The sequence below is a fragment of the Xenorhabdus sp. KK7.4 genome (assembly GCF_963876465.1).
GTDB classification, from domain to species: domain Bacteria; phylum Pseudomonadota; class Gammaproteobacteria; order Enterobacterales; family Enterobacteriaceae; genus Xenorhabdus; species Xenorhabdus stockiae.
This window is the reverse complement of record NZ_CAWNQF010000066.1, coordinates 34,805-47,704: the sequence shown is the minus strand read 5'-3', so window position 1 is coordinate 47,704 and position 12,900 is coordinate 34,805. Positions and strand designations below refer to the sequence as shown.

Genomic DNA, 12,900 nt, shown 5'->3' with positions numbered 1-12,900 from the left:
GAGATGGAATTTCGTAACCTCACCCCTTTCGCGGTGATGAACTACCAAATGTTCGATGTCGACGATACCAAGCATCACGTCGCGGTGATGAAAATCGGCTACCAATTGATGCCTGCCGGACAAGGAGAATACGTCGCCGAACTGCTGCCTGCGCCGCCCCTGTGTTTACAGGATGAATATCGCGGGCAAATGAATGCTTCGCAAGTATTGCAGGAAAGCGACCTTTCACCGTTTAAACCGCGCTGCGATGTGATTGTTAACGGCATGGCGTATGCGCCGGATAACCGCCCCTGTAGCGAATTTCCCGTACGGTTGCAGGTCAACACCCAACAGGGACAGCCCCTGCTCGACAAAACCCTGACCATCACTGGCGAGCGGGAATTTATCCGTGATGCCAGCGGCCACTGGCAACTAACGGAGCCAAAAACCTTTACCACACTGCCACTGGATTATCGCTACGCCTTTGGAGGCGAATGCAAAATCACGGCAGACGATAAAGCAAGCAAATACCTCAAAGAGCATGACCGCCTGACACCCGAACAGCGCCAGCAACATCCTGACGGAGAAAATGCGCCTGTTGCTCACGCAGTCTGTGAAACTAATCCGCTGGGTACGGGATTTATCACCCCGTGGTACGCCAGTGCCAAAAAGCTCATCCGCTACCCTGCTCCTCGTATTATCCGGTCAGATGCACCTTTCACTGCTGAGCATTTTACAGCACAACTCACCGGCACATTACCGCCTGAGACACCAGCCTACCAACCGCAGGGCATGGGATTTATCGGGCGCCCGTGGCTACCCCGCCGCCAGCTGGCCGGGACTTACGATGCCGACTGGCTGGAGCATCGTCATCCTTACCTGCCAAAGGATTTTGACTTCGGTTACTGGAACGGCGCACCGGATGACCAACAAATCGACTGGCCGGACACGGATATCGCCATCACCCTAAGTGGCTTGACTCCCCATAGTGACCTGCATGTCAAACTGCCCGGACATCGTCCGTTCATTTTGTTGCGCATGCACAACGGCGTGCTGTTACCCGTGCCGATGCGCCTCGATACGCTCATTATCGACAGCGAGGCCAGAACTCTGCATATGACCTGCCGACTGAATTTCAAAGCCTCCCTGCCTGTACGGGTCGCCGAAGCCCGGTTTGAAATCAACCCGGATGCGCCGTTACTCAAACTGGCACCACTGGAAGAGGAGAAAACGGATGGCTGATAACTATATCGCCCGTACTGCGGGCACCTGGATGATTATCGGTATGTTGCCGGACGTGTGCAAAACCCCGATAGGGCCTGCCACACCGCCCATCCCTTATCCAGTGGTGGCGAAACTGGCGGACAGCTCGGCCCCGGAAAAAACCGTGCGGGCTAATGGCATGCCGGTAGTAGTTTTTGCCCGCAGTTTTGTACCCACCACACTCGGTGACCAGCCGGGTGTGGCAAATGGTATCAAAAGTGGCACCGTCGGTGGCAAATGCCATCCATTGGAGCACACCCGCACAGTACGTGCTGGCAACAAGTTGGTACTGCGCCACGGGGATAAATTTTGGATGAATGGGGCATAAGGAAATTTGCTATGGCAGAAAATAAAGAAGTCATAATTACGATAAACGGCGGGCGCGATGAGGCGGTATTTTGCAGAGAATACCATGTTCGCTCACTGGCTGATTTAGAAAAAACTAAAAAAAATCTTCCCGCTTTAGTCGAGGCAGAATACGCTGATAATCCCCGAGTGACTCCGGCTGATAAAAAGTTCATGTTAGACTATGACAAAAAACTGGCTGATAAGGTTGAGGAAAAATTCAAAAACGGCGAATACCCACTAAAAGAATGGGAAGAAGAGAAAGAAGACGACGACGGTCGTCCCCAGCATAATATGACACTGCCTGAAAAAACACGGGACGATAGCCCAACCGGTGAGGGCAATACGATAGGTCAAATCGTCGGACAGGCACCACAGGGGGCAAATCCGCCACATGAAGCAAATGCGGCCGTCACACCGGAAACTGAACAAGAAAAAGGATTTTTGGACAAGGCGGGAGAATGGTGGGATGAGACCAAGGAAGATGTGCAAAAGTGGGGAGAGGAAGCCAAAGAAAAGTTGAATGCCGCCTGGGATAATCCGGGAAAGGCCGCCATAGGTGCAGCAAAAGGGGCTTGGAATACCGTACCTGATATAGCTGAATTAGCCATCAGAGGGGGGACGATTATGCCTTCTTCACTAATGTCTAGTACCGGCACCATATTAAAATTCGTAGGTGCTGATACCATAGGTGATACCGCCCTTGCCGCTGCCAATACATTAAACAAAGCTGCCGATAAGGCTGTCGAATTTAGCCATGTGGATGCCATTCGGTTCGACATCACGGATAAGGCAGAACAAGGTGGGGCATTGATCGTTGATGGTGCTAGTTGGGTAACAGGGTTGGGAGGGATAGCCAAACAAGGTGCGAAAGCCGTGGTTAAAAATACCAAACCTCCTGCTGGCGGTAAAATAAAAGCCCAATCCCAAAATGCCCCGGAAGTGAAACCCAAAAATACCGAACAAGATCCCGTTGACAACAAGTCCACTAACAAAGAAGGCAGTTGTACCGGAACCTGTAAAACGGAAGGCGAACCTGTCGATATGGCTACCGGTGACTTCCTGCAAGTCTGGCCGGTTATCGCCATTCCTGGGCTGTTACCCATCACCCTGACCCGCACCTATCGTTCCACCGCTAAGTACAGTGGCCTGTTTGGCCCGAAATGGGCGGATGACTGGTCACGTCAGTTGATGCTGACCACTGGAAAAGTGAATTTCTCCGATGCTGATGGCGTGATTTATGATTACAACACACCAGAAAATCAGGTACTCGCCCGTAATCAGCATATTCCTCATTACATATTAACCGGGGAATTAACGGGTGAGCTACAACTGACCGATCGCCAGTCCCAGCTTACCTACCACTTCAATCATGCCGTCGGATCTATCCGTAAACTATCCGCGATCACCGATCGTCGCCAAAATGCGATCCAATTTATCTACGATAAACAGTCGCAACTCATTGAAGTCACACGTACCGATGGTTTCCGGCTGATTCTAGGTTATCAGGATCAACAACTCCAAACACTGGATTATCTTGAACAGAAAAAACAGCAGCGATTGGTCACTTGTCACTATGGTCCACAAGGCTATCTGAGCGAATGTGCAGCTTTCCAGCATAACCACCTGTGGCATGAATATGATGTACAGGGGCGGATGATCCGCTGGCGCGATACCGATCAAACCGATGTTACCCTTACTTACGATGATCGTGGACGAGTGCTCACAACCTCCACCACCAGTGGCTACTGGTGCGATAGTTTCCACTATGACGATAACGCCCGTATCACCACGTATATTGATGCAGAGGACGGTGAAACCCAATATCACTACGATAACAACTGTCTGGTGATCCGCGAAGTTGATCCTCTGGGGCGCATTACCCGCCGGCAATGGCGCAACAGTCAAATTGTCTGGGAAGCTGATCCATCAGGCGCTATCACCACCTTTGATTACAATCCTGACGGAGGATTGACCGAAGTAAAACTGCCGACCGGCGAATCCTTTTATTACGGTTATGACGAACACGGACAACTGACTGAAAGTGTCCTGCCAACAGGCGAACGCTGGCGATTTCACTATGATGAGCAGGGCAACCTAACAGCACTGACTAATCCGCTTGGGCATAAAGAAGAATACCAATACGGCCTCCACGGTGAATTACGCCAACGCCTGCTGCCGGATGGGCGCCAATGGCATTACGCTTACGACGAACAACAGAGGCTGGCCGCAGTGATGACGCCGGACGGTCAAACCACCGGCCTACAACTGGATGAACTGGGTCGTTTGCGCCAGTTCACCGATGCCCTTAAACAACAGACCCACTACCGCTATAGCGATGACCATGCCAGCCTTAACGGTAGCCTGACTGAAGTTGAACTGCCTGATGGTACCACACAGCAACTGGCCTATGACAGTGAACGGCGTGTGGTGGCACTAACTGACGGTGAAGGCCGTACCACGCGCTACACTTATGGCGCGTTTGACCTGCTCAATCAAGTGACCCGCCCCGATGGCACGGTATTACGCTTTGGTTATGACCGCCTGACCCGGTTAAATTCTGTCACCGCCTCCACCGGTGAAACCTATCGCTATGAACGGGATGCCGCCGGGCAAATTATTCGGGAAACCGATTTTACCGGGCGTACCCTTGAGTATCGGTACGATAAGCTAGGGCGCCGCACACTGACTCAATATCCTGACGGCCAACAACTCCGCTGGTATTACTCTGCCGCCGGTTCACTAATAAAACAGGAAAGCTGGCAACCGGAAGATGGCAAGTTAGAACTTAAAGCCACCACCACTTATGAATACAACAAACGGTATCAATTGGTGAAAGCCACTAACGCCGATGCTATCGTCGAGTATGAGTATGATAAAACCACCGGTTTGCCAATCTGCGAACGCATCAACGGACGGGAAATCGCCCGAGAATGGGATAGCCTGACAGGTCGTCCGGCCAGTGAAAGTGTAGATGGCAGTACCCTGCACTTCGGTTATAACCTGTCGGGGAGTCTGAATCACTTTCAGCTTAACCAGCATACACCACTGACCTTCCAGCATGATGCACTGGGGCGGGAAACGGTGCGCGAAAGTGCCAACGGTTTTATCCTTGCCAGTCGCTACACCGCAACCGGCCTGCTGGCTCATCAGTCGGCAGGACAGGCGACTCAATTTTTTCGGGAAACGCTGGCACAAAACGATCCACACTTCCCGCCACAAGCCACCGCGGTCAACCGGAGCTGGCAATACGACCGTGCGCATAATGTACGAGTGATTGACGACAGCCGTTGGGGGCAAACCCGCTACCGTTACAATACTAACGACCAAATATTGCATACCCTGTTCGAGGGCGCGCGTCCGCATGAAGAGCAATTTTGCTATGATGCCAATGGCAACCTGAGCCAACATTTACCGACTGATGCTCGGGGGGCAGTGGAACAAATCAACCAACGCCAGAAAGCTGGGCGCGTCGTGCAGCAAGGGGATGTCCGTTATCGCTATGATAGTAATGGTCGATTAATCGAAAAAACCGAACACCGTGATGGCTTCCGCCCGCAAATCTGGCGCTATCGATGGGATACCCAAAATCAGCTCACCCACTGTGAAACCCCGGATGGCTCGCGTTGGCAGTATAAATATGATCCTTTTGGCAGACGGCTCCAAAAACTGAAAATTCACGATGGAAAACTGGCCGCGACTAATTTACAGTTGTGGTTGGCTGGTAAACCGGATGTAGTGCCAAGAGCCGATGCCATCATAGGGCAGGATTACCTATGGAGCGGAGACCAGCTCATAGAGGAAACGCCAATTTACGCCGATGGTACGCCAGTGGAAAATCAGCGTGTTCGCTGGCTGTATGAACCCGGCACACTGACACCTTCGGCACGTTTTGAACACGGCAAGCTCCACTATATCGTCAGTGACCATCAGGGCACACCGCGCGAGATGCTCAATGAGGAAGGCCAACTCATATGGGCGCAGCGGCTGAGAACATGGGGGCAAGTAGATCGTTTTCAGGTGATCGCCTCCAATAACCCAGATTATCATGTAAACTGTAATCTACGGTTTCTGGGCCAGTATGAAGATGAAGAAAGCGGGTTATACTACAACCGGTTTCGGTATTACTTGCCGGAAACAGGGCAGTATATTTCGCCCGACCCCATCGGGCTGCTGGGCGGGTTTAATCCTTACGGGTATGTGCATAATCCGGTTGGATTTGTAGATCCGTTTGGGTTGGCTGGTGATGACTGTAATGAACTACTTAGACAAGCAAAACTAGCAAAAGAGGATCGACTTAGAAGACACCACTCAAGTTCTGCTACATATACCAAACATACTCGTGCTAAAACTCAAGAAGATGCAATGAAAATTTCCAGTAAAGGTGGTCCTGCACAATATTGGAATACCAATGCCCAGAACAACAAAATGACAGGTGATGAATTAACTAAGTTTAGAAATAGTATTGAAAAGGAAGCGTTACAAAAAGGGACATACTCACCGCAAACTGGCGGTTCAGACTATTATATCTACGATGCTGGAAGAAACGTAGGATATAACAATGGAAAACCTACTCAGTATATGAGGGTTGAAGTTACTAAAAGTACTAACGAGTTTCATGGGCATCCGATATCCTCTCAAGATTATTTGGGATATCTAAAGAGAATAAATCAATGATTAATGTTTTCAAAAAATACAAGCCATTGAAATATTTACACATACCAGCAAATTGGCTGGTTATTAAAAATAACATGTATGATATTTCTCCTGAGATTTTAAAATGCATCAATTCTGATGAAGAAGAATTTTTAATAAAAGATACTTTCTTTCAAAATGACATATTTATATCCAGAATTAATTACCCTTTATCAACATCCAGTGAAATGATAGGCATTGTTTCCATACATGCTAGGTTATTAAATCATGAAGATTATCATGATAAATATTCTTGTTTCTATGATGTTGAGCTGTCTATTTTCACTGGAAAAAGAAAAAACATATATACAAAAGAAAACAGTGTAACCAACAGATTTGATGCAGCTCACATGGCATCAGAATATATGGTTATATTTTCTCAGTATATCGCACCTGATTTTGAGTTTGGAAAGCTAGATAAGAACAGCAATTTTGATGAATTAATTGATCTGGTATACAAAAAAAGAAACCATGATGCTCGTGTATAGTTTTGAGACATGAAATAAGAAGTCGGAAAGATCTCCGTCATCTTCCGGCTTTATTCTTTTTTAAAACCGCTCATTCCCTGCCCTTAGTTGCTGCTGTAGTCGCCAATCAATTCCCGCATTCTCAGTTTACTTTCGCTGAATTGATCTTGTTGACGCTGGCACTGTCACCGGATGGTTCGGGTGTCGTTACTGTCAGGAATGAGCACCAAACAGCCATTGTAATGATGTCATGGATGTGTCGATATTGAAGTAACTACGGGGGAACGCTTTTGTTTCTGACTCCGATGCATCACAAGGTAGGAACTGTAAATGATGTTTGAAAATTATTTAAATGATGAGCAAATTTATTGTGAACTTGAACAATATTGGAATGGTTTTTTCTTCAATATAATCAATGGTAGCCCAGATGAATGGATAGTCCCCTATTATAATACGTATTATAGTAATGGATTGAAATTTATGGATGCTAATCCTATTTTTTCTGCAAAGTCTAAGATAACTGATAAATCTATAAAGATAACCCAAGAGCCGTTAGAAGAGCTAAATAGTATACAGTATTGGGTAGACTCTAATGGAAAAAATAAATTGGTTATCATTTGCTCTTTTTCTGAAAAAAACTTATCAGAGATTAAAAAGCTAATTAAAAAATGGATTAAAAACCTGCTCAATTAGATAATAAAAATCCGGAAAGATACAAGTGATCTTCCGGTTATTTATCATCATCCTACCTTATAATCCTCAATCAGCTCACACTGGCGTTGATATTACTATTTGAGGTTATCACTACACCAAGCAAGCAACCATCCATAATTTTGACCTTCAGTGTGCCACCAACATCAAACCTTGCTGCTACTTTTCGCCCGGTGAAGTACAAAAAAGTCTCCACCCTAAACAGGAAGGGGATTTAAAAAATTACAGGAGAAGACGTCATGCAAGTGATAATAGAGAGGATAGGCTTATGAATTTAGTATCTATCAATAAGGTTTTATCTGTTCCAGAGGAAAACCCTGAAGGATGGTTTTATTTACCACCTGACGAAAGTAGTTGGAATCTGAACACTGAAGGTGTTTTTTCTTTAGATAGTGCTGATTTTCTACCTGATTCTGATGAGTTTTTACCTATTCAAGCAAAAGAAAATGGATGGATTGAAACATTAGATAACGGCTTAATTGAAGAAATTATAGAAAATGCTAAAGCACAATTAGGTAATCCCTCTACTGATGATTTGTTTACTGCTTTTATTTTTTACGTCCAACATGATGCTTTCATAGAGTTTTAATTGTTGAAGCCGGACGATCAGAGTGATCTTCCGGCTTATATTTTTTAAAGAGTGAGCCAGTTTCTGCTATCCTATCAGTGGCTTTTTTAGTCGCCAATTAGTCCGCGCATTCTCAGCTTAATTTCTCTAACCCAATCTTGCTGACGATGGCATTGGTATTTAATGGCTCAAGTATCATTAATGCCAGAAAAATAAGTACCAAACAGCTATCCATAATATTAAAGATGTAACAATCCAGAAAAATCAGCAAATGCAGGGCTAAAAGGCCCAATAGCAAATTATGCCGTATCTTCTAAAGAAATTTTAGTAGAAGGTAGGGTTTGTCCAGATAAAATAACCAAATGTGAATGATAGTATGACATCAATGAATGAAGATATAGCTAAAAAAATAGTATTTGATAAATTATTAGGCGAAAATTCTATACCTGTAAGGCTAAGAACAAAGAGTTCTTTTTCTATGAATGAAATAGAGACACTTTATCACGCTTTAGATTTTTTAATTGATTTCTATCACGAGAAAACAGAAATACCTAAGAAACTAGCTCTTGCTTTCGTGGATGTGTATGGTGCATTTTCGTTTAGAGAGGGGATGTATTATGAAAAAATGCTAAATGAAATTGAAGATATAGGAATCGAGCTACAGGATAAAGCTACTCAGCTCCTATCTTAATTTTATTAATACGTGCCTATATTCACCTCAACTATTGAAGAAGAATATCAATCTTATTTAGGATAGAGTACTCAGGTTGATTCTATGAATATGTAATAGTTCTTAATTATCCGGGAGTATAAATAATGAACATGAGAAGTTTAAATAATATATTACCCTTGCCTATCCATCCAAATGAGAATGGTCAGGATAAAAAATGGCCACTGATAGATGATCTACATTCTTTCCCTAAAGATTATAAGGATTTTATCACTCTATATGGTACAGGCAGAGTTGCCGATTTCATCACTATTTTTAACCCATTTAGCGAAGATGATGATCTGAATTTTTTCATGCAGAAGGAATGGATTATTGAGGATTTTACTTCTCTTGTTGAATCTGATCCAGATTACTATCCGTTTATTTTTCATCCTAATAATAACGGATTACTTCCTATAGGTATTACTGAAAATGGTGATTATATCTTTTGGGTTGCATCATCAGATAATTGTGAGCTATGGAGTGTAGCCATTATTGCTGCAAGGGCACCAGAAGTTGAATATAGGCAAGAAAACTTCACTGATTTTTTAGAAGGTATTTTATCCAAAAATCTCAAGTGCATGTCATTTCCTGATAGTTTTCCACCTAATAATATAGAATTTATTACCATTTAAAAATAAGCTGGAAAGATTCCTTAATCTTACAACCTTATTCTTTTAATAGCAGGTTCACTCCCTGCTTTTAGTTAGCAGTTTTTATAGTCACCAATCAAGTCTTCTATCCTTAGCTTAATTTCACTAAATGATCCTTGCTGGCGTTGGTACTACTACCAGATAATTTGGGTGTCATCGCAGCCAGTGTTTTAGCTTTATCATTTTGTAGCATATATTCCATAGTGTTTATAGGTTACAGTATTTAAAATTTCAATTGATATGGAAAAAAAATGAAGGAACGAAGAACTGAAATTAAAGTGATAATGAACGGCAAAAAAGAAAATGCAAAATTATCTCTAATTTCTACTGCAAAAAGAGAGTGTTTTTTGCGAATTTCTATTACCGATATCTACCAAGGAGAATTTTCTGGTTTAGATTTTTTTGCTTGCTTTGCCAAACTAAGAAAAGAATTGAAAGATGTTATTTTCCTTTGCAAAGGAGCAAAAATAAATGTCTATCCATCTGGTATGGCTAGAGATATGGCTTTAGGTATGGCCGCTTATGAGCATACTTTAGGAAAAGAAGCAACTCGTGAGGATTTAGTCGGCACTTTTGACTTTGAAGATAAAGATGTTGCGGTTTCTCCTGATGAACAGAGGAAATGCTTTCATCAATGGATAGAATCAGTGAAAAAAACCAGATAATAAATTGGTATTTAAAGCCGTAAAAATTCCTTACTTTTTCGGGTTTTATTATTCTTATCGTGATGAATATTCGATAATTAATAATTTTATTTACATTAAAATTAAGGTAATAGAATGAAAAGTAATACACAAGTAGTCGATTTATTGATATCACATAGCCAAATTCAGGTTCGCTCAAGACCATTTGATGAAAAGCTATGTCAGTGGGGAGGTGAAAACATAAAACAAGGAGCTATTCTCCACAAAGATTATGTTGTATTCGATCCTTTACCAGATGACGCTTTTGGCACGAATATACACTTAACTTTGGAAGAAAATTTTAATATGGACCCTCTGGTTCAGCGGTGTATGGTTGTTCCTTTTTATGTTACAGATAAAAATAAACTGGAGATAGCGTCAGCCACTGAAAAATTTAAGATTGATTTAGACCTTAAAGAAACGCTTTATAGCTTATACTATGAAGTATGTGAAGGAGATGAAGTTTTTTATAAATTAACTTTTGTCCCATCTGAAATTAAAACTGATGCTAAATATATGTTAGATGACCCATGGGGTGGAGAAAAAAACAAATCTCTTCAAGAAGGTACTATCTAAATAATCCAGCCTGCATTTTTTATAATAAAATGCAGGCTGGATTAATGATGTGACTTATCAATAGAGACAATCAATATGCAATATGCTATTTTCCTTTCGGAACAGCACTTATTCACGTTAACGAGAGGGGAATTAAGCCCCACTAAAATGCAGTTCCAAGCCCAGTGCTTTTGATATTTTATATACCACATTAAACGATGGGTTGCCCTCTTCCATTCTTTCAACTCTGATTAAGATCTTGGCTTTGGCTATCCGGTCTTTTAAGGATTTTAATCATTTTTCAAAATATTGAGTCCTTTCAATGGTTATCATGCTCACCTCTAAAGCGAATATTATTATTGTATATAAACAACACGATATGCCAACCACAGTTAACACACCAATATTATCAGCAATTAAAATGTTTTATACGACTCAGGCAGGTCAGATTCGGTCATCAACATAATTTTGCCGTAACCGAAAGCAACTTGAACGGGTTTATCCAACAAACCGGTTTCCGTTAGCCAGTCGCCTGCCAGATACAGTTCGCCATTATTACGTACCCAATCGATGCCCTGCTTCGGATCATTTTCCACGGCGTGGAACAAGGTTGCCGGATCATCGCCCGGCTCCGCCAATGTCAACATTAGCCCGTTGTGATATTGCTGGATATGAAACAGCGTATTAGGCGTAAATCCCATCTGCTGCATATCATCACCACGTAATACACATTCTGGTTTTTCAGCGTTTTCAGTAGAAAATCTAAGCTCCATAGATTCCTTCTTTGTTGATTCATCAAATAAAATACGAGCGGCTTCGCAAAAGAAAATTTTTGCCATTTTAAGTGCAAAGCACAGATTACGCAGTCGCGTTCAATACTATGTTTTAGTTGATAAAACATAGTATTATGCGTTTATTTCGGCAGCTTTTTATTTAATTTTCCGGGGAATTGCCGTAGCCAGTGTGCCACGGCGATATCATCCCATTCGCCTTCATTCAGGCTTTTTAAGCAGTGCCACAGTTCATGAAAATTCTGAGTCGTGATGATCAGACAACCGGGCATTACTCTGATTTTTAAAGGATCATTGATGGAAAATCCGGCTTCCAGCAACCATTTTCCGCTTAAATTGATGGCAGGGATCGAGCGGTTCATCCCATTGGGGCGGTAAACCACTTTCTGATAACTTTCCGGTTGGGAAATTTTGTAAATGCAGATGCCTGCAGTAGAATGCGTATCAGCCATAATAACTAGGTCCTTAGTTGTTGTGGTTAGCGGTTTTATCGTGCTACCAACACGATAAGGCCGCGTCGAAATTTTCACCGCTCACTCTATCCCCCGCCCAAATAACACGCCACTGACAAAAATGACCTTTGCAAAGCGGCTCGCAAAATAACGACAGCGAATGTATTCCATTTCTATTGACTATCAGCTCGGAATAGCTGTCTCATACCGGACATCAAAGAGTAGTAAAACCAACAGCCGTATTACCCGCCGCCATTTGGGAAAATGACAAAATGAACAAACTTTGCACTATTATTCATAATGTAGTAATGTACCTATATAGATAATTTAAGCAGGAGGTACAACCATGACTATCACCACTCTCTCCAGCCGGGAGCTGAACCAGGATGTGACCCGTGCGAAGAAAGCAACCAAGAACGGCCCGGTATTCATCACTGATCGCGGCAAGCCTGCGCATGTACTGCTGAGTATCGAAGAATACCGGCTGCTGACAAAGCAGCATCGCAACATTGCTGATTCGCTGGCGATGCCGGGCGTTGCAGACATTGAGTTTGAACCCCAGCCCATGACTATCGGCACCCGTCCGGCTGATTTCTCATGATGTATGTACTCGATACCAATGTCGTGTCCGAGCTACGCAAAATTCGGGCAGGGAAGGCTGATCCGAACGTAGCGGCATGGGCTGAAAAAGTTGATGCCGCCGATCTCTTTGTCTCCGCCATCACCATCATGGAATTAGAACTTGGCATTTTATTGATTGAACGTAAGGACGCCACACAGGGAACGATACTGCGGGCGTGGCTGGAGCAACATGTCTTACCGGAGTTCTCTGAACGAACCTTGCCTGTCGATACCGCCGTAGCACAACGCTGCGCACGGTTGCACGTTCCTGACAAGTGCAGCGAACGTGATGCGCTGATTGCGGCAACGGCACTTGTGCATGGTATGACGATAGTCACGCGTAATGTAGCCGATTTTCAAGCCTCAGGAGTAACGATCCTCAATCCGTGGGAATCGAATCTATAATGG

General features: G+C 43.8%; 15 protein-coding genes. 13 read left to right on the top strand and 2 right to left on the bottom strand.

Going from position 1 to position 12,900, the window contains the following annotated elements; all coding sequences use genetic code 11:
- Positions 1 to 3: 3 nt before the first annotated feature.
- The 11 genes from AACS90_RS07830 (at position 4) to comJ (ending at position 10,649) form a co-directional block, all read left to right on the top strand.
- Positions 4 to 1,221: a DUF2169 family type VI secretion system accessory protein gene (locus AACS90_RS07830; protein WP_099122410.1), complete on the top strand. Its 1,218-nt coding sequence runs from the start codon at positions 4 to 6 to the stop codon at positions 1,219 to 1,221.
- Positions 1,214 to 1,570 carry a DUF4150 domain-containing protein gene (locus tag AACS90_RS07825; RefSeq protein ID WP_099122409.1) on the top strand — a complete coding sequence of 119 codons (357 nt, stop codon included), beginning with the start codon at positions 1,214 to 1,216 and terminating at the stop codon, positions 1,568 to 1,570. Before AACS90_RS07830 ends, AACS90_RS07825 begins: the two co-directional genes overlap by 8 nt.
- 11 nt (positions 1,571 to 1,581) lie before the next feature.
- Positions 1,582 to 6,264 (top strand): RHS repeat-associated core domain-containing protein, encoded by a 4,683-nt coding sequence (locus tag AACS90_RS07820; RefSeq protein WP_241538267.1) that lies wholly within the window; start codon positions 1,582 to 1,584, stop codon positions 6,262 to 6,264.
- Positions 6,261 to 6,770, top strand: coding sequence for a hypothetical protein (locus AACS90_RS07815; RefSeq protein WP_099122408.1), 510 nt, complete (start codon positions 6,261 to 6,263; stop codon positions 6,768 to 6,770). Before AACS90_RS07820 ends, AACS90_RS07815 begins: the two co-directional genes overlap by 4 nt.
- Before the next feature lie 2 nt (positions 6,771 to 6,772).
- Positions 6,773 to 7,018, top strand: coding sequence for a hypothetical protein (locus tag AACS90_RS07810; protein ID WP_193757221.1), 246 nt, complete (start codon positions 6,773 to 6,775; stop codon positions 7,016 to 7,018).
- A 61-nt stretch (positions 7,019 to 7,079) separates the two neighbouring features.
- Positions 7,080 to 7,442, top strand: coding sequence for a hypothetical protein (locus AACS90_RS07805; protein WP_241538266.1), 363 nt, complete (start codon positions 7,080 to 7,082; stop codon positions 7,440 to 7,442).
- A gap of 286 nt (positions 7,443 to 7,728) precedes the next feature.
- On the top strand, positions 7,729 to 8,049 hold the full coding sequence (locus tag AACS90_RS07800; protein WP_099122407.1) for a DUF7716 domain-containing protein: 321 nt from the start codon (positions 7,729 to 7,731) through the stop codon (positions 8,047 to 8,049).
- Positions 8,050 to 8,404: 355 nt separating this feature from the next.
- A complete protein-coding gene (locus AACS90_RS07795) occupies positions 8,405 to 8,719 on the top strand; it encodes a hypothetical protein (protein WP_241538265.1) in 315 nt (104 codons plus the stop codon).
- Positions 8,720 to 8,844: 125 nt separating this feature from the next.
- Complete coding sequence (locus AACS90_RS07790) at positions 8,845 to 9,372, top strand: SMI1/KNR4 family protein (protein WP_099122406.1); 528 nt, start codon at positions 8,845 to 8,847, stop codon at positions 9,370 to 9,372.
- 269 nt (positions 9,373 to 9,641) lie between these two features.
- Positions 9,642 to 10,055: a hypothetical protein gene (locus AACS90_RS07785; RefSeq protein WP_099122405.1), complete on the top strand. Its 414-nt coding sequence runs from the start codon at positions 9,642 to 9,644 to the stop codon at positions 10,053 to 10,055.
- A 114-nt stretch (positions 10,056 to 10,169) separates the two neighbouring features.
- The gene (gene comJ / locus AACS90_RS07780) at positions 10,170 to 10,649 is read left to right on the top strand and encodes a competence protein ComJ (RefSeq protein WP_099122404.1); all 480 of its coding nucleotides are present in this window, start codon (positions 10,170 to 10,172) and stop codon (positions 10,647 to 10,649) included.
- 395 nt (positions 10,650 to 11,044) lie between these two features.
- On the opposite strand, the gene AACS90_RS07775 is transcribed toward comJ, so the two are convergent.
- Both AACS90_RS07775 and AACS90_RS07770 read right to left on the bottom strand, forming a co-directional pair.
- Entirely contained in the window at positions 11,045 to 11,401 is a 357-nt protein-coding gene (locus tag AACS90_RS07775; RefSeq protein WP_099122403.1) for a SymE family type I addiction module toxin, read from the bottom strand.
- A gap of 140 nt (positions 11,402 to 11,541) precedes the next feature.
- Complete coding sequence (locus AACS90_RS07770; RefSeq protein ID WP_099122402.1) at positions 11,542 to 11,871, bottom strand: SymE family type I addiction module toxin; 330 nt, start codon at positions 11,869 to 11,871, stop codon at positions 11,542 to 11,544.
- 346 nt (positions 11,872 to 12,217) lie between these two features.
- Here AACS90_RS07770 and AACS90_RS07765 point away from each other — a divergent pair, with 346 nt between their 5' ends.
- Entirely contained in the window at positions 12,218 to 12,472 is a 255-nt protein-coding gene (locus AACS90_RS07765; protein ID WP_099122401.1) for a type II toxin-antitoxin system Phd/YefM family antitoxin, read from the top strand.
- Positions 12,472 to 12,897: a type II toxin-antitoxin system VapC family toxin gene (locus AACS90_RS07760; protein WP_099122453.1), complete on the top strand. Its 426-nt coding sequence runs from the start codon at positions 12,472 to 12,474 to the stop codon at positions 12,895 to 12,897. Before AACS90_RS07765 ends, AACS90_RS07760 begins: the two co-directional genes overlap by 1 nt.
- Positions 12,898 to 12,900 lie beyond the last annotated feature (3 nt).